The organism is Rhizobium sophoriradicis, assembly GCF_025200795.1.
Classification (GTDB): domain Bacteria; phylum Pseudomonadota; class Alphaproteobacteria; order Rhizobiales; family Rhizobiaceae; genus Rhizobium; species Rhizobium sophoriradicis.
This window is the reverse complement of record NZ_CP104153.1, coordinates 739654-756047: the sequence shown is the minus strand read 5'-3', so window position 1 is coordinate 756047 and position 16394 is coordinate 739654. Positions and strand designations below refer to the sequence as shown.

The window sequence follows — 16394 nt, the reverse complement described above, 5'->3', positions numbered from 1 at the left end:
TCACGCAAATCCTGATAAATCGGGTAATTTTGCGCAAATGATCGTGAGTCTGGCGGTTCCGTCAAGCGATTTCTTGGTTGGCGAAGAGAGAACAAACCGGAATTACAGAAGAAATCATGTGGAATTCCGGAATCTTAGCTTTGTTGTCAGCTGACAATAGCGGTCAGGTCTACATCCGCCGAAGCGAGCCTAAAAAGCCGATGGATTTTCATGCGAGTCGGCGTCCCCGCCCTACAACGACCGAATCTCGTAACGGAGCGCAGACCGGATCAGGTAATCCGTATTATTTATAGGACGAACGATAGAGGTTTTCGGCCTCCAGCTGGCGAATGGCTTCATTGCCGGAAGACTTGTTATTTGCGTCCTGGCTTTCAGGATCGCGGCGTGACGGGGCAAGCCCGAGCATCTGCTCGAGACGACCAGCGTTGAGCGGAGCGCTTATTCCCTTGAAGTTCATTATCCAATCTTTCGTCTGTACAAGGCTTGAAGCCGCAAAGATAAGCGCATTTTCAAACCGCCGGAAATAACCAGTCGGCGTTATCACCATCTTTTCATACGCTAGGCACGAGAGGGGAGGGGCCTCCATCTTTCCATTTCCCGGATGCGGTATCGCGTCCGATTCCGGGCCTCGGATCGTTTCTGTTTACCGAGATCAAGGCCTCGCAGCGCTGGCCCCATATGCAAAGCGTCGCATCGCTCCAGACGCTGCTATCAACAAACTCCGGAGATTTCGGCCGAAGGTCCACAAGAGCGTGCTGCTGCATACCACGGCGAGGGGCGCTCCGCCATTTCTCCCAGATCTAAACGGAGGAATGCGAGGGCATGGTGCTGAAAAATTGTGAGCAGTTTCGGGCTACAATCTGTTTTAGGCGTAGCTGGCTTTTAGAGGTCGGCATTCGCTACCCAAAGATCCGGTCGATGGCCGACCAGGGAACATGCCCAGCAATTGCACTCAAGTCGACATTCCAGCCGTCGCGTTCAAATCAACGGCAAAGATAACAATGGCTATGCTAGGCGAATCACGGTTCGGCGGGTATGATATGACTCTGGTCTCGCAGAGCCGCCACTAGCCTTATTGATCCGGTCTCCTCACTCCAAGTTCCGCAAAATGGCCAATCACTCCTAGCGGAATTCACCGCCGAGTTCGCTTCCGTTTGTGGAATTCCTTCTTGTTTACCGGCTATTTACCATAATGCTCCGCGGCCGGCCTTTACCTCAGATTCGCTCCCGCGTCCCCGGGCGGGGCAGCATCGTCAGGCTCGGGGTTTACAGCTATCGCGTCTTCATTCCTTCGCGGTTGGTGAAGTGAGCGTTGCCCAAACCCGTGCCAATTGTCAGCACCGCCCACTTCGACACATCGTTCATGAAGGCTATCTGCGACAAGCCCTGCACGACGGCGTCGTTGTGCATCATCACGAATGTGCTGTGATCGCCGATCTCCGGAATGGCCTTCATCAGCGCGGCGGGGAGGTTGAAGCTGTCGCTTTCCCAATTGCCGCCTGGCAGATTCTGCCCGCCGCGTTCGATGGAACCATCGATCTTGATAATGCCAGGACAGGCGATCCCTATAATCGGAGCAAGTTTTAGATCGCTCTTTCGAGCTTTTTCGATCAAGTCCTCCAACATCGCCCCCAGCTTCTCTATTGTTGCGCTACGGCTTGGCTCGTCATCGGCATGACGCCAGATCGTCGATTCCCAAACGCTTGCGTCAGCGAAATCCTGTGTCTTTTCCTTTCCGAACTTGACGATCCCGGCGCGGACGTTTGTGCCGCCAATATCGACGGCCAAAATTGCCTCATATCCCTTGAACATCCAGGGCGGCATGAGATGGACGGAGCCGATCAACCCTGCTTCATCGGGATGATGGACAATCGGTACGACCTCGATATTTATGCCGGCTGCCTTGAGGATAACCATGGTCCTGGCGATCGTCAGCTCCCCGAAGCGGCTTTGCCGGAAACCGCCGCCGACGACGATGCGTTCGGTCTTGGACCAACGCTCGTCCTTGAGGAACTTCCTGATCACCTCGGCAAAGTCCTGCGCGAAATCTTCCATGGCGCCCATGATCAGTGCGGCGGCCTCCATGTCGTCTCCCTTCAGCAGAGCCTCGATCTTTTTCTTGGAGAGCTTCGCTGTTGCAACCTCGCCGATCGGGTCGTCTCCGAATTTGCGGACATGTTTTCTCCAATCGTCGAGCTTCTGCTGAAAGGTCTTCTTGTTGGCGTTGTCGCCAACGAAGCCGTTCCTGTCACGCAGTTCGTTGTTGTAGTCGTCGATAGTCACCAGCGGCAGAACGGTCGCACCATGCGCCAACGGAGCATTGACCTCCTCGCTATGCTTGGAACTGCTTTTGGCCATCATACTACCTTTTACGACGAGAGTGCTTCGAACGGGCGGCCAGATAAAACGCTGACTTGCCTTGGGATGTTCCCGACTGCCAAGTCATCTTGTCGCGGCCGGTCGGCGACCTAGCTTCAATGATTGCAGAGTTAGGAGAAGACCGTGCAGGACGACGACGCCACACAGGAAATGCTTTCATTGGTTTTGGATGAGCCGGAGCACTGGGCAATGTTTCTCGATATCGACGGGACGCTGCTCAACCTTGCGCCCACGCCGGACGCGATCGAGGTCCCGGAGGCCCTTCCCGGGCAACTTCATCGTCTGTCGAATAAGCTCGGCGGCGCCCTGGCGCTGGTGACCGGACGATCGCTTGCCTATGCGGATGCCCTGTTTAAACCCTTTGCATTTCCGACTGCGGGCCTGCACGGCGCCGAGATCAGGAGTGCCGCCGGGATGCATACGCTCGAGGCGTCACCCGAGTTTCAGGCGCTGAAGCATGCGCTGACCGCGGAAGCCGAGCACTATCCGGGTGTGCTGATCGAGGACAAGGGCGCGGCTGTTGCCGCCCATTACCGCCTCGCGCCCGAATATGAAAAAGTGCTCGAAGAGCGCATGCATCATTATGCCGAGCTCGCAGGGCCGAACTGGGCGCTGCAGCTCGGCAAGATGGTGTTCGAACTGCGACCGGCACGCTCGAGCAAGGGTGATGCGTTGGAGCGGTTTTTCCAGTCCGACCCGTTCAGGAACCGCTGCCCGATCACCATCGGCGATGATCTGACCGATGAGTCGATGTTTGCGATCGCCAATGCGCGTGGCGGCGTTTCCATACGCGTCGGGGCGATCGGCGCTCCGAGCTGCGCCACAAGCCGGCTGTCTTCGGCTGCGCTGGTCAGGAACGTCATCGCCGCGCTGGCCGCCTGAGTTGGGTCTGGGGCGATCTTCGATGCGGATTGCCGCCATCTTTTGCACCGCCTGCGCGGCGTCGATCGTCAAAAAAGTATCGGTTTTGACTGCGAATCGTGGTGGCAAGGGCGAAACGAGACCACTACACTCCGCTCAATAATAAAGCCAAAAAGGGAATTTGGCGGGTGGGCTTGGAACCCGTCCTCGGAGGAGGAACCGATGGAACCTGACTTGGAAGTCGTTCAGATCAGGCCGGGCGAATCTTTCGCTACGAAGGCTCACGGCTATCCCTATCATACGGTTCGCTGGCATTTTCATCCGGAATATGAGCTGCATCTCGTCGTGGCGACAACCGGGCGCTATTTCGTGGGCGATTTCATCGGAGAGTTCGAACCGGGCAATCTCGTGCTTGCCGGCCCCAATCTTCCCCATAACTGGATCAGCGACGTCCCCAAGGGCTCGAGCATTCCGCTCCGATGCCAGCTCATCCAGTTCAGCGAAAATTTCATCAGCGACACGATGAAGGTGCTGGCCGAGCTCGGCCCCTTCGAGCCGGTGCTGGAAGCCTCCCGCCGCGGGGTGCTCTTCGGCGCCGAGACCAGCCGGCAGGTCGCGCCGCTGATGAACGAGGTGCAGCAGGCCCACGGCGTGCGCCGCATCGAGCTTTTCATGATGATCGTCGGCCTGCTCAGCCGGGCGCAGGATGCCCAGCTTCTCGCCAGCCCAAGCTATCTGCCCGATCCGTCCGGTTACATGTCGGCCGGCATCAACAAGGCACTCGCCTATATCAGGGAGAACCTGACGAAGTCCTTCGACGAAACCGATCTTGCCGGCATTGCCGAACAATCCACCGGCGCCTTTTCGCGCGCCTTCCGCCGCCACACCGGCATGTCGCTCGTGCAATATGTGAAACGCCTGCGCATCAATCTCGCCTGTCAGATCCTGATGAGCGACGATCACGCATCGATCACCGATATCTGCTTCGAGGTCGGATTCAACAATCTATCCAATTTCAACCGCCAGTTCCTCGCGGAAAAGGGCATGACGCCCTCCCGCTTCCGACGATTGCTGGGCGACAATATCAACGTGGTCAAGGCGGCATAAGGGCGCCGGACGAGCACGGTTCCAGGTAATAGAAGCAACCATCCGCTGAAAGGGCGACAGGGAGGACGAGGAGGAGAGACAAAAACTAACACTGGTTTGAACGCGAACACGCAATGAGCGGTTCGCGACAGCAGACGCTTGTCCTTAGAAAACTGCATACCGCCGGGACAGGCGAGGCGGCTCGTTCAGTAGAACATCGCAACAACGAAACGACACAATTTTTCCAATGGGAGGAGATGGAAATGATGAAATTCTCGACAAAAGCGGCAGGCGCCGCGGCACTTGCCCTATCCCTGCTCGGCGGTACTTCCGCCTTCGCGCAAAGCGCCGTTGCGGATGCGACGGTCGCATTCCTCATGCCGGACCAGGGCTCGACCCGTTACGAAGAGCATGATCATCCGGGCTTCGTCGCGGAGATGAAAAAGCTCTGCACCTCATGCAAGGTCATCTATCAGAATGCCGATGCCGATATCGCCAAACAGCAGCAGCAATTCAATTCGGCCATCACCCAGGGCGCCAAGGTCATCGTGCTCGATCCGGTGGATTCGGCAGCGGCCGCATCTCTCGTCCAACTCGCCCAGAGCCAGGGCGTCAAGGTCATCGCCTATGACCGTCCGATCCCGACGGGCAAGGCCGATTTCTACGTCTCCTTCGACAACAAGGCGATCGGCAAGGCAATCGCGGAATCGCTCGTCCAGCATCTGAAGGCCAAGGGCGTTCCGACGGATGGCGGCGGCATCCTGCAGATCAACGGCTCGCCGACCGATGCGGCCGCCGGCTTGATCAAGGACGGCATTCACGAGGGTCTCGCGAGCGGGGGCTACAAGACGCTTGCCGAATTCGACACGCCGAACTGGCAGCCGGCGAACGCACAGCAATGGGCAGCCGGCCAGATCACCCGTTTCGGCAAACAGATCGTCGGCGTCGTCGCCGCCAATGACGGGACCGGCGGCGGCGCCATCGCCGCCTTCAAGGCAGCCGGTGTCGACCCCGTACCGCCGGTGACCGGCAATGATGCGACGATCGCCGCACTGCAGCTGATCATATCGGGGGATCAGTACAACACGATCTCCAAGCCGAGCGAAATCGTCGCCGCGGCCGCGGCCAACGTCGCGGTGAAGCTCTTGGCAGGAGAGACTATCAAGGCGGAAATGACGCTTTATGACACGCCGGCACAGCTCTTCGTGCCAGCTGTCGTCACCGCCGAAAACCTCAAGGCCGAGATCATCGACAAGAAGATCAACACCGCCGAGGAACTGTGCACCGGCCGTTATGCCGAGGGCTGCAAGAAGCTCGGCATCACCAAGTAATCAAGCCAAGGCAAGCGCGGCCGGATCGCCGGTTGCGCTTGCCTTATTTCGCTTCGGAAAGGCCAGGCGATGTCCGACACCTCTCATATACTCGACGGCGCCCGCCAGCCCGTTCTCAGCCTGCGCGGAATATCGAAAAACTTCGGCGCGGTCTCAGCGCTCACCGATATCGAACTCGACGTGCATGCCGGCGAAGTCGTGGCGCTCGTCGGCGATAATGGCGCCGGCAAATCGACTCTCATCAAGATCCTGGCCGGCGTGCACCAGCCGAGCTCGGGCACGATCCTGTTCGAGGGCAAACAGGCAGACCTGTCGAGCCCGAGTGCTGCCCTCGATCTCGGCATCGCTACCGTGTTTCAGGATCTGGCGCTTTGCGAAAATCTCGACGTGGTCGCCAATATCTTTCTCGGCAAGGAGCTAAATCCCTTCCAGCTCGATGAGGTCGCCATGGAAATCCGCGCCTGGAAGCTGTTGAACGAGCTTTCGGCCCGAATCCCAAGCGTGCGCGAGCCGGTGGCGTCGCTTTCCGGCGGGCAGCGCCAGACCGTAGCGATCGCCCGGTCGCTTTTGCTCGAGCCGAAACTGATCATGCTCGATGAGCCTACCGCGGCACTTGGCGTCGCCCAGACGGCCGAAGTACTCGATCTGATCGAACGCGTGCGCGAGCGCGGCCTTGGCGTCATCATGATCAGCCACAACATGGAGGATGTGCGTGCCGTCGCCGACCGCATCGTCGTCCTTCGGCTCGGGCGCAACAACGGCACCTTCATGCCTGATGCCTCCAACGAAGCGCTGGTCAGCGCGATCACCGGCGCGTCCAACAATTCCGTCTCCCGCCGCGCCATGCGCCGCAAGACGCAAGGCCAAGAGAACGAGGAGGGCAGGCCATGATGAAGACCATTCAGAACGAACCGGCAGCACCTCCGCTTCTCGACCGGCGCGATGAACGAGTACGCCATGACGATAGCCTCACCGGATGGGTCCGCGGCTTTATCGACCGCATCCGCTCCGGCGACCTCGGCTCGCTGCCGGTCATCGTCGGCCTGGCGATCATCTGGACGGTATTCCAGGCGCTCAATCCGGTGTTTCTCTCCAGCGCCAACCTCGTCAACATGCTGTTCGACTGCTCGACGGTGGGCGTCATCTCGCTCGGCATCGTCTGCATTCTGATGGTTGGAGAAATTGATCTGTCCGTCGGCTCCGTCAGCGGCTTCGCCTCGGCGCTCACCGGTGTCTTCTGGATTAACCAGGGGTGGCCGGTGGTGCTCGCCATCCTCGCCGCCATGGCTGTCGGCGCCTTGATCGGCTCGCTCTACGCCTTCCTCTTCAACCGCTTCGGCATGCCTAGCTTCGTCTCCACCCTGTCTGGACTGCTCGCGGTTCTCGGGCTGCAGCTCTACATTCTCGGATCGACCGGCTCGATCAATCTGACCTATGGCTCGTGGCTGGTGAATTTCGGGCAGATCATGGTCATGCCGGATCCTGTCGCCTATGCCCTCGTAGCCTTTGCCGGCATTGCATTCTTTTTCTCCAGCTACCGCACTGCGGCGCGGCGTCGGGCGGCCGGCCTGTCGCCAAAATCGACCGGCGGACTTGTTCTGCGCGCCGTCATCATCACCGTTGCTCTGGAGGCGGTCGCCTTCTATCTCAACCAGTCGCGTGGTGTCCCCTGGATGTTCGGCCTCTTCGTCGGCCTCGTCATCGCGATGAATTATGCGCTGACGCGCACGAAATGGGGACGATCCATGCAGGCCGTCGGCGGCAACAGGGAGGCTGCCCGCCGCTCGGGCATCAATGTGTCGCGCATCTATGCCAGCGCCTTCGTCGCCTGTGCCCTGCTTGCCGCAACCGGCGGCGTGCTCTCGGCGGCACGGCTGGCAACCGCAAGCCAGCAGGCCGGCACCGGCGACGTCAATCTCAACGCCATCGCTGCGGCGGTGATCGGTGGCACCAGCCTGTTCGGCGGGCGTGGCAGCGCCTATTCGGCCCTTCTCGGCATCATCGTCATCCAGTCGATCGCCAGCGGGCTGACGCTCCTCGATCTGTCCTCATCGCTTCGCTACATGATCACCGGCGCCGTTCTTGCCGTCGCCGTCATCGTCGACTCTCTGGCACGCCGATCGCGCATTTCGCACGGCCGAGCCTAAACAACCAGGAAAGCAGAGGAAGCAAATGGGACAGGATCTGTCTGGAAAAGTCGCGGCCGTCACCGGGGCAGCGTCAGGTATCGGCCTGGAATGCGCCAAAGCGATGCTTGGCTCCGGCGCCCGGGTCGTGCTGATCGATCGCAACGAGGAAGGCTTGCGGGAAATCTGCTCGACACTCGGTGCAGATGCCATTCCGCTGGTGGTCGACCTCTTGAACCCCGAAAGCGTGGCGCAGATGATGCCTGCAATCCTGCAGAAGGCTGGCCAGTTGGACATCTTCCACGCCAATGCCGGCTCTTATATCGGCGGCGAGGTGCTGGGCGGCGATCCCGATGCCTGGGACCGAATGCTCAACCTGAATATCAACGCCGCCTTCCGCTCCGTGCATGCCGTCCTGCCGCACATGGTCGAGCGCAAGACCGGAGACATCATCCTGACGAGTTCCGTCGCCGGCATGGTTCCCGTCGTCTGGGAGCCGATCTACACGGCTTCCAAACACGCGGTTCAGGCCTTCGTCCACACGCTCAGACGGCAGGTGGCCAAGCACGGCCTGCGCGTCGGCGCCGTTGCGCCCGGTCCGGTCGTCACCGCGCTTCTCAGCGATTGGCCGCAGGAAAAGCTGGATGAGGCGCTCGCCGCCGGCGGCCTGATGGAGCCGAAGGAAGTAGCCGAAGCCGTGCTCTTCATGCTGACACGCCCGCGCAACGTCACGATCCGCGATCTCGTCATCCTGCCGCAGAGCACGGACATCTGATGAAGATGTAGCCGCCCGGCAAACGCAGAAGGGAAACGGATATGATCTTCGACAGATTTCGCCTGAATGGACAGGTGGCGCTGGTGACCGGCGGCACGCGTGGCATCGGGCTGGCAATCGCCGAAGCGCTCGGGGAGGCGGGCGCCAAGGTCGTCGTCGCGGGACGAACGCGCAATCAAGTCGCCGAGGAACGGCTCTCCAAGGCCGGTGTCGAGGTCGAGTTCATCGCCGCAGATCTGGTGAAGGAGCCTGCTGCCGACGAGCTCGTGACGGAAACCCTTTCGCGGACCGGCCGGCTCGACATCCTCGTCAACAATGCCGGCATCGCCATTCACGGCAACAGCGGCGAGTTTTCCGATGCCATCTGGCGCGAGATCATGACCGTCAACGTCGATGCCGTCTTCCGCGCCTGCCGCGCCGCGCTCGCGCCCATGCGCCGCCAGGGTGGCGGCGTCATTCTGAATATCGGCTCGATCTCAGGCATCATTTCCAACATCCCGCAGAACCAGGTCGCCTACAATACGTCCAAGGCGGCGGTTCATATGATGACCAAGAGCCTCGCCAGCGAAGTTGCCGCCGAGAACATCCGCGTCAACGCCATTGCGCCGGGCTATATCGAAACCGATATGTCGCGGGGCGGCATCGACAATCCCGACTGGTTCCCGACCTGGCGCAGCATGACGCCGATGGGGCGCGTCGGGCAGCCGGAGGAGGTCGCCGGTGCTGCCCTGTTTCTGTGCTCGCCGGCGGCAAGCTATGTCACCGGCGAAGTACTTGTGATCGACGGCGGCTATACGACGCGGTAAAGCTAGAGAGGGGAGGGCGGCGTCCCGACCAGCCGCTACGCCGTTTCGCTTTCAGAAGTTCATGGGTGTCGTGCCGCCGGCGCTCTGGTAGTCGGCAAGCACGCGGTCGACCGCGGCAATCAATATCGCCTCGGGATCGCCAGCTTCGGCCGGCGAGAGCTGCGGCAGGAACTGGTGCAGCAGCGTCTCCGGGATTGTCTTGCCGCGCAGAGCGGCGAGTAGTGTCTCGAACGCCTTCTCCGCCTCGGGCCGGTTCCAGTAATAGCGGATACGATCGCTGTAGCTATAGTGCCGCTGCAGACGCAAGGCCGTCTCGTCGCCGTGATAGTGAGCCTGCCAGTCGCCGGGCGCCGACAGCATCACCGCCTCCATCGTTGCGGCCAGCGTCCTGTCGCCGTAGCCGGGAACCATCTCGGTCGCGATCACGTCCAGCGCATAGGCGGCCTCGCGCAGCGCGAAGGTAAGGCCGGGGCCGACTTTCAGGATGGGGAAGCCATCCCGCACCAGCCGCGTCAGCGCCTCCCGCGTCTGATAATCAGTGGAATGGGCCTCGAAGACGAATTGCGGCTCCTCGTCGAGAAGCGCGGTCAGTTCAGTCGCAAACTCGGGCCTGTAACCGATGACGTTCTCGCTGCCGAATTCGACGCCCGGCTGGACAACGAAGGCGATGACGCGGGAAAAGGCGTCCTCCAACCCAGCTCGCGAAAAGATTTCGCGATGGATGGCAATCGTTGCACGAGCGGCCTCCGGCGCGGTCGGCCGGAGTTCTTCGAGCGCATGATCGGCGCCACCAGGCACCGGAACCTCGGTGCCCAGAATATAAAGCGGCGGCGGCGCGCCGATCGCTTTCGCCGTCTTTTCGCTGATCTCTGCCAATCCTGTGGCCCGCTCGGCGATCGTCCGGTCGTCGAGTGCCGCCGGCTCGCCGGCACAGCCCATCGAGGCGTCGAGGTGGATCTTGCCGAACCCGGCTCTGACATAGGCTTCAACCATAAGCGATGCCTGCTCAAGCGCTGCTTCCGGCGTCTTCTTGCGCCACGGATTGGGGCCGAGATGATCGCCGCCGAAGATCATCCGCGCGCGCTCGAGCCCTTCCTCAGCGGCAATGCGCTCAGCAAAGCGGATGAAGTCTTCCGGCGTCATGCCGGTGTAACCGCCGAGATGGTTGACCTGGTTGCAGGTCGCCTCGATCAGGACCGGCCCGCCTTCGCGCACCGCCCGCCGGATGGCAGCCCTGAGGACGAGGGGATGGGCGGAGCAGACTGAGGTAATGCCGAAGGGTCTGCCTTCGCGCCGAGCAGCGGCAAGACGGGTCAATATCCGGTCCATCGTCTATCGCCTCGGGGTTGCGGCAATAAAGGCTGCGAGTTCGGCAAGGGTGGAGACGCCTTCCATCGGACCGAGCCGGGTCACGTTGCGAGCGCCGGCCGCATTGGCGTGGAGCAGGGCGGCATCCGGCTCCATGCCCTTGCGGCGGCAGGTGAGATAGGCCGCGCCGAAACAGTCTCCGGCGCCGGTCGGATCGACCTCGTCAACCGCGAAGGCGGCGCAATCGATGCGCGGGAGGCCGAGGCCAAAAAAGGAAGCACCCTGTTCGCCGCGCTTCAGCACGATCTCGCCGATGCCGCTCTCCAAAAGCTTGGCGACAGCCGCAGTTTCGTCAGTGCTGCCGGCGGCGGTGAAAAGCTCCTCGCCGGAAGGCAGCAGCAGGTCGGCTGTGGCAAGCACCTGGTTGAAGCTGTCCAACGCGCCGTCATCGGTCAGCAATTCCTTACGAAGGTTGGGGTCCAGCGACACCGAACCGCCGCGGGCCTGCACCGTCTCGACGGCATAGAGGATCACCTCGCGGGCACCGGGAATGGTAAGGGCCGTTCCCATGACATGCACATGGCCGGCGCGCCGGACGAGAGCCTCAGCGGCAGAGGTCAAGCCGACCTGGCCGGCCGCGGATCTGGCGATGTTGAAGACGAAATCACGGGCGCCATTCGGCCGGTATCGAACGAAAGCGCTGCCTGTCGGCCAGTCTTCATGGATTGCGATGGCGGATACGTCGACGCCGTCCTGGCGCAGGCGATCGACGTTCAAACGGCCGAAATCGTCATTGCCGACGGCGGCGATGATGCCTGCCGCTCCGCCCATACGCGCAACCTGGTCGATGAAGATGGCCGGCGCACCGCTCGGATAAGGCCCCGTCAGGGATTGCGGCTCGAGGAAACCCGCGCCGACCGTCGTGGCCATGATCTCCACAAGGATTTCGCCGACGGTGATCGTCGGCCCAAGCGCTTCCGGCGCAATCGCCCTTTGCGGTGACGGCATCTGCAAACTCCTTCATGCGGGAAGCGGCGGCATCTGCGCTCCGCGCACTCGTCAAAACCTCGATCCGCCCGTAACTTGGTTAAGAGAACCAGTCAAGAATAATTTTACGCGCGATAATTTCAATATTGCGCTGCAATAGAGAAAGGCTGAGTTTATTTTGCGTTGCGAAACTCACGTTTGACCCGTACCAAACCAAATTTCCGCGCGAAACGCTCGAATTCCGGCCGATTGCCCCTCCAAAACCTCCTTGACAAGGTTGACCAAGATGACGGATAAACTTTACGCATGTAATTTTATGTGTGAACATCCGTAAAGGAGGAGCGGAGACCATGAGCAAGATCATTTGCGTTTTATCTGCATCCGTCGCCTGCCTCGCGCTCACCGCCGGACTGGCGGTTGCAGAGGAACTGACGATCGCCACCGTCAATAATGGCGACATGATCATCATGCAGAAACTGTCGCCGGAATGGGAGAAGGAGACCGGCAACAAGGTGAATTGGGTGGTGCTCGAAGAAAACGTCCTGCGCCAGAAGGTGACGACCGACATCGCTACGAAGAGCGGCCAGTACGACGTCATCACCATCGGCGGCTATGAGGCGCCGATCTGGGGCAAGCAAGGCTGGCTGGCGCCCGTTGACGATCTCGGCGCCGACTACGACTATGACGACCTGCTCGCTCCGATCAAGACGGGCCTGACCGTCGACGGCAAGCTCTATGCAGTGCCTTTCTATACAGAAAGCTCGTTCACGCTGTACCGCAAGGACCTCTTCGATGTCGCCGGCATCAAGATGCCTGATGAACCGACCTACGACCAGATCAAGGAATATGCGGCCAAGCTGACCGACAAATCGAAGGAACAATACGGCCTTTGCCTGCGCGGCAAGCCCGGCTGGGGCGAGAACATGGCGTTTCTCGGAACCATGATCAACGCCTATGGCGGACGCTGGTTCGACATGGACTGGAAGCCGCAAATCAATTCGGAGCCGTGGAAGAAGGCAATTACAGACTACGTCGACCTGATGACCAAATACGGCCCTCCCGGCGTGACCGCCAACGGCTTCAACGAAAACCAGGCGCTATTTTCGACCGGCCACTGCGCAATGTGGATCGATGCCACGTCGGCTGCCGGCCGTGTCTACGATCCGAAGCAGAGCAAGGTCGCCGACAAGATCGCTTTCACGCGCGCGCCTATCGCCGTCACTGCGAATGGATCGAGCTGGTCATGGTCCTGGAACCTGGCGATCCCGGCTACCTCGACCAAGCTCGATGCGGCCAAATCGTTCCTGAGATGGGCGACGTCCAAGGACTACGTCAAGAAGGTTGGTGAGACGGAGGGCTGGGTCGCGGTGCCGCCCGGCACCAGAAAATCGACCTACGCCCTGCCGGAATATCAGAAGGCGGCTCCCTTTGCCGACACCGTGCTGAAGGCGATCCTCTCGGCCGATCCGTCCAAGCCGACCAAGGATCCCGTCCCTTATACCGGTGTGCAGTTCGTCGCCATTCCCGAGTTCCAGGGCATCGGCACACTGGTCGGCCAGCAGATCGCCGCCGCGCTGTCCGGACAGCAATCGGTCGATGCCGCTCTCGACAATGCCCAGAAACAGGTCGAACGCGACATGAAGAAGGCCGGCTACCCGAAGTGAACCTTCCATCCTGGCGGCTTGCCGCGAGTTCCTCCCGGAAAGGTCCCGGCAGCACGACTGCCGGGACCTTCTGGTCAGGCGGGTTAGCCATCACATGGGATTACCGGCGTCTGCGCCGGCTGAACTGGAGAACCACATGAGACTGAAAGACAAGGTGGCCCTCATCACCGGCGGCGCGCGCGGCATCGGCCTCGGCTTTGCCGAGGCCTTCGTCGGGGAAGGCGCCAAGGTTGTCATCGCCGATATCGACATCGAACGGGCAACGAAATCCGCCGCCGCGATCGGCCCTGCGGCCAAGGCGATGAAGCTCGACGTCACGGATCTGCCGGCCATCGACACTCTCGTTGCAGAGATCGACAAGGAGTTCGGCGGCATCGACATCCTCGTCAACAACGCCGCCATTTTCGACATGGCTCCGGTCAACGAAATAACCGAGGCCAGCTACGACAAGGTCTTCTCGATCAACCTGAAGGGGCCGCTCTTCATGATGAAGGCGGTCTCGAACGTCATGATCAAGCGGCGCAGGGGCGGCAAGATTATCAATATGGCCAGCCAGGCCGGGCGGCGCGGCGAGGCGCTTGTGCTTTTATACTGCGCTTCCAAGGCGGCGATCATCTCGGCGACACAGTCGGCAGCACTGGCCCTCGTCAAACACGGCATCAACGTCAATGCCATCGCGCCGGGCGTCGTCGACGGCGAGCATTGGGATGTCGTCGATGCGCATTTTGCCAAATGGGAGGGGCTGAAGCCCGGCGAGAAGAAGGCCGCCGTCGCCAAATCCGTTCCGATCGGCCGCTTCGCCACACCCGATGACATCAAGGGCCTCGCTGTCTTCCTCGCCTCATCGGACAGCGACTATATCCTTGCCCAGACCTACAATGTCGATGGCGGCAACTGGATGAGCTGATCGCCCTTGCGCAAGAAGTCCGGAGTCTGAAATGGAAGCCATCTGCTATACCGAAAAGGGCATCGCGGTCACAAAGGCGCTGCCGCTACCGGAACTGCGGCCCGGCCATGCGCTGGTGCGCGTGCGCGCTGCCGGTCTTTGCCACACCGATATCGACGTCCTCCACGGCCGTTACGGCGAGGGCCGCTTTCCGCTGGTCCCCTGTCATGAATATGCCGGTGTGATCGAGGCCGTGGCCGGCGATGTCTCCAGCCTTGCCGTCGGCGCCCGCGTCGTCGTCGATCCCAATCTTCCCTGTGGGCAGTGCCGGGCCTGCCGCAAGGGATTGACCAACCTCTGCCGCGATCTGAAGGCCTATGGTGTGACGGAGGACGGCGGTTTTGCCGAATACAGCCTGGTCAGAACCGACCACTTGCATCAGATCGGCAATCTCGACTTCAATCTCGCCGCGCTCGCCGAGCCGCTCGCCTGCGTTTTGAACGGCCTTGGCAGCGCCGGCCTGCGGGCCGGTGCGGCGGGAACCGAAACGGCGCTGGTCTTCGGCGCCGGACCGATCGGGCTGCTGCTGGCGCTTTCCCTGAAGGCCGAAGGCGTTTCGTCGGTGACGGTTGCCGATATCAACGAGGGCCGCCTGGCCTTTGCCGAACGGCTGGGACTGGAGACGGCCGTCTCCGGCTCCGAAGCACTCGTCGGCCGCCGCCGCAGCTTTGATTTCGTTGCCGATGCAACCGGCGTTGCCCGCGTCGTCGAAGGCATGATCGACTTCGCCACCGATGGCGGCACGGTTCTCGTCTTCGGCGTCTGCTCCCCCGATCAGCGCATTTCCATTGCGCCGTTCGAAATCTTCCGGCGGCAGATCCGCTTCGCCGGCTCTCATTCGCTGAACCGCAACATTCCCCAGGCGCTCGACCTTCTCAGGAGGGATACTGGCGCCATGGCGCAGCTGGTGTCCCACCGGCTGCCGCTTGGCGAAGTGCTTCCCTTCATCACCAAAAAGTCCGCCGATCCGGCAACGATGAAGGTGCAGTTCTCCATAGACTAGGTTCGGGTGATCGACAGCGCCGCTTTTCGTCCGGCGATGAGTCATCTAGAAACCGTCGGAGACGCCGCGTCAGGAGATCAGATGGTGGGAAAGACGATCAAAACCATGGAGGACTTTTCGGAGTTCGTCGGCCTGTCGCGTCCCACCGTCTCGAAATATTTCAGCGATCCGATGTCGGTGCGCCAGAAGACGCGGGAGACGATCGAGCAGGCGCTGAAGAAATCGGGTTTCCGGCCGAATATCTTCGCCGTCAACCTCAACCGGCGGCGCAGCAACATTCTCGGCGTCATCATCCCCAATTCCACCGATCCTTTCTATATGGCGCTCACCCGCCGCATCGAGATGATCGCCAACGAGACCGGCTTCCTCGCCTTCGTACTATCGTCAGACGGCAAGGCCGAAATGGAGGACCGGGCGATCAAGACGCTGAAATCGATGAATGTCGCCGGGGCGATCATCGCGCCGCTTGGCGTGGAATCTCACCACGCCACGCTCGACGAGCTCGGCCGCAGCGTTCCACTTATCTATGTCGACTCGCCGCTCGACGAGACATCCTCCTTCGTCGGCACCAACAACCGCCAGAGCTTCAACCTGATCGTCGACTATCTTTGCCGGTCGGGCGAACCGCCCTGCTATTTCGGCATGCCGCATGTCAACACCAATGCGCTGACGCGGCAGACGGCCTATCTGGAGGCGATGGAACAGTTCAAGATGGCGCCGAGCATCGTCGAGCTTACAGACAGCAAGAGCTGGGACTTCGAGCGCTTCGGCTTCGAGGAAGCGACCCGCATCCTGACGTCGGGCCAGGGTTTTCCCAAGCGCACCGTGCTCTGCGCCAACGACCGCGTCGCCTTCGGCGTCATCGCCGCCGCATTCCAGCTCGGCCTCAAGGTCGGCCATGGCGCCAATTACGACTTGCGGGTCGCCGGACATGACGATCACCCGCTGTCGCGATACGCCTGCCCGCCGATCACGACGGTGGCGCAGAATTATAACGAGATCGGGCGGCTTGCGATCGAAATGCTGCTCGGCAGGCTCGACGAGGGCGAGGGTCTTGCCACCACGCCGGCGGCCCGCATTCTTCTCAATGCCGAGCTCATGCTGCGGACCTCGGCGTGACGT

The 16394-nt window shown here is 61.0% G+C and carries 15 protein-coding genes; 11 read left to right on the top strand and 4 right to left on the bottom strand.

All coding sequences use genetic code 11. From position 1 onward, the window contains the following. Nucleotides 1-283: 283 nt before the first annotated feature. The gene (locus N2597_RS25520) at nucleotides 284-586 is read right to left on the bottom strand and encodes a hypothetical protein (RefSeq protein ID WP_341356261.1); all 303 of its coding nucleotides are present in this window, start codon (nucleotides 584-586) and stop codon (nucleotides 284-286) included. A 686-nt stretch (nucleotides 587-1272) separates the two neighbouring features. Beyond that, nucleotides 1273-2358: an ROK family protein gene (locus tag N2597_RS25515; RefSeq protein WP_183596062.1), complete on the bottom strand. Its 1086-nt coding sequence runs from the start codon at nucleotides 2356-2358 to the stop codon at nucleotides 1273-1275. A 171-nt stretch (nucleotides 2359-2529) separates the two neighbouring features. Here N2597_RS25515 and otsB point away from each other — a divergent pair, with 171 nt between their 5' ends. From otsB to N2597_RS25480, 7 genes are all read left to right on the top strand, one after another. After that, nucleotides 2530-3261 carry a trehalose-phosphatase gene (otsB, locus tag N2597_RS25510; protein WP_051650006.1) on the top strand — a complete coding sequence of 244 codons (732 nt, stop codon included), beginning with the start codon at nucleotides 2530-2532 and terminating at the stop codon, nucleotides 3259-3261. A gap of 201 nt (nucleotides 3262-3462) precedes the next feature. Continuing rightward, nucleotides 3463-4347, top strand: a complete 885-nt coding sequence (locus N2597_RS25505) for a helix-turn-helix domain-containing protein (protein ID WP_096764505.1) — start codon at nucleotides 3463-3465, stop codon at nucleotides 4345-4347. A gap of 236 nt (nucleotides 4348-4583) precedes the next feature. After that, nucleotides 4584-5657 carry an ABC transporter substrate-binding protein gene (locus tag N2597_RS25500; protein ID WP_179363907.1) on the top strand — a complete coding sequence of 358 codons (1074 nt, stop codon included), beginning with the start codon at nucleotides 4584-4586 and terminating at the stop codon, nucleotides 5655-5657. A 69-nt stretch (nucleotides 5658-5726) separates the two neighbouring features. Then, complete coding sequence (locus tag N2597_RS25495) at nucleotides 5727-6548, top strand: ATP-binding cassette domain-containing protein (RefSeq protein ID WP_096764506.1); 822 nt, start codon at nucleotides 5727-5729, stop codon at nucleotides 6546-6548. Continuing rightward, complete coding sequence (locus N2597_RS25490) at nucleotides 6545-7804, top strand: sugar ABC transporter permease (protein WP_183596060.1); 1260 nt, start codon at nucleotides 6545-6547, stop codon at nucleotides 7802-7804. The genes N2597_RS25495 and N2597_RS25490 overlap by 4 nt, the downstream gene beginning before the upstream one ends. A 25-nt stretch (nucleotides 7805-7829) precedes the next feature. Continuing rightward, entirely contained in the window at nucleotides 7830-8558 is a 729-nt protein-coding gene (locus tag N2597_RS25485) for an SDR family oxidoreductase (protein ID WP_183596058.1), read from the top strand. A 41-nt stretch (nucleotides 8559-8599) separates the two neighbouring features. Beyond that, the gene (locus tag N2597_RS25480) at nucleotides 8600-9364 is read left to right on the top strand and encodes an SDR family NAD(P)-dependent oxidoreductase (protein WP_096764509.1); all 765 of its coding nucleotides are present in this window, start codon (nucleotides 8600-8602) and stop codon (nucleotides 9362-9364) included. Between the two features lie 51 nt (nucleotides 9365-9415). Here the strand turns inward: N2597_RS25480 and N2597_RS25475 are convergent, their stop codons facing one another. Then, on the bottom strand, nucleotides 9416-10693 hold the full coding sequence (locus N2597_RS25475) for a D-tagatose-bisphosphate aldolase, class II, non-catalytic subunit (RefSeq protein ID WP_096764510.1): 1278 nt from the start codon (nucleotides 10691-10693) through the stop codon (nucleotides 9416-9418). 3 nt (nucleotides 10694-10696) lie between these two features. Further along, entirely contained in the window at nucleotides 10697-11680 is a 984-nt protein-coding gene (locus N2597_RS25470) for a tagatose kinase (RefSeq protein WP_096764511.1), read from the bottom strand. 329 nt (nucleotides 11681-12009) lie between these two features. On the opposite strand from N2597_RS25470, the gene N2597_RS25465 reads away from it, so the two are divergent. The 4 genes from N2597_RS25465 to N2597_RS25450 all read left to right on the top strand — a co-directional run bounded on the left by N2597_RS25465 (nucleotide 12010) and on the right by N2597_RS25450 (nucleotide 16391). Beyond that, the gene (locus N2597_RS25465; RefSeq protein WP_183596056.1) at nucleotides 12010-13323 is read left to right on the top strand and encodes an ABC transporter substrate-binding protein; all 1314 of its coding nucleotides are present in this window, start codon (nucleotides 12010-12012) and stop codon (nucleotides 13321-13323) included. Between the two features lie 136 nt (nucleotides 13324-13459). Next, complete coding sequence (locus N2597_RS25460) at nucleotides 13460-14230, top strand: L-iditol 2-dehydrogenase (RefSeq protein ID WP_183596054.1); 771 nt, start codon at nucleotides 13460-13462, stop codon at nucleotides 14228-14230. Between the two features lie 31 nt (nucleotides 14231-14261). Beyond that, nucleotides 14262-15272, top strand: a complete 1011-nt coding sequence (locus tag N2597_RS25455) for a zinc-dependent alcohol dehydrogenase family protein (RefSeq protein ID WP_183596052.1) — start codon at nucleotides 14262-14264, stop codon at nucleotides 15270-15272. Between the two features lie 105 nt (nucleotides 15273-15377). After that, complete coding sequence (locus N2597_RS25450) at nucleotides 15378-16391, top strand: LacI family DNA-binding transcriptional regulator (protein WP_040143333.1); 1014 nt, start codon at nucleotides 15378-15380, stop codon at nucleotides 16389-16391. The last annotated feature ends 3 nt before the right edge of the window (nucleotides 16392-16394 follow it).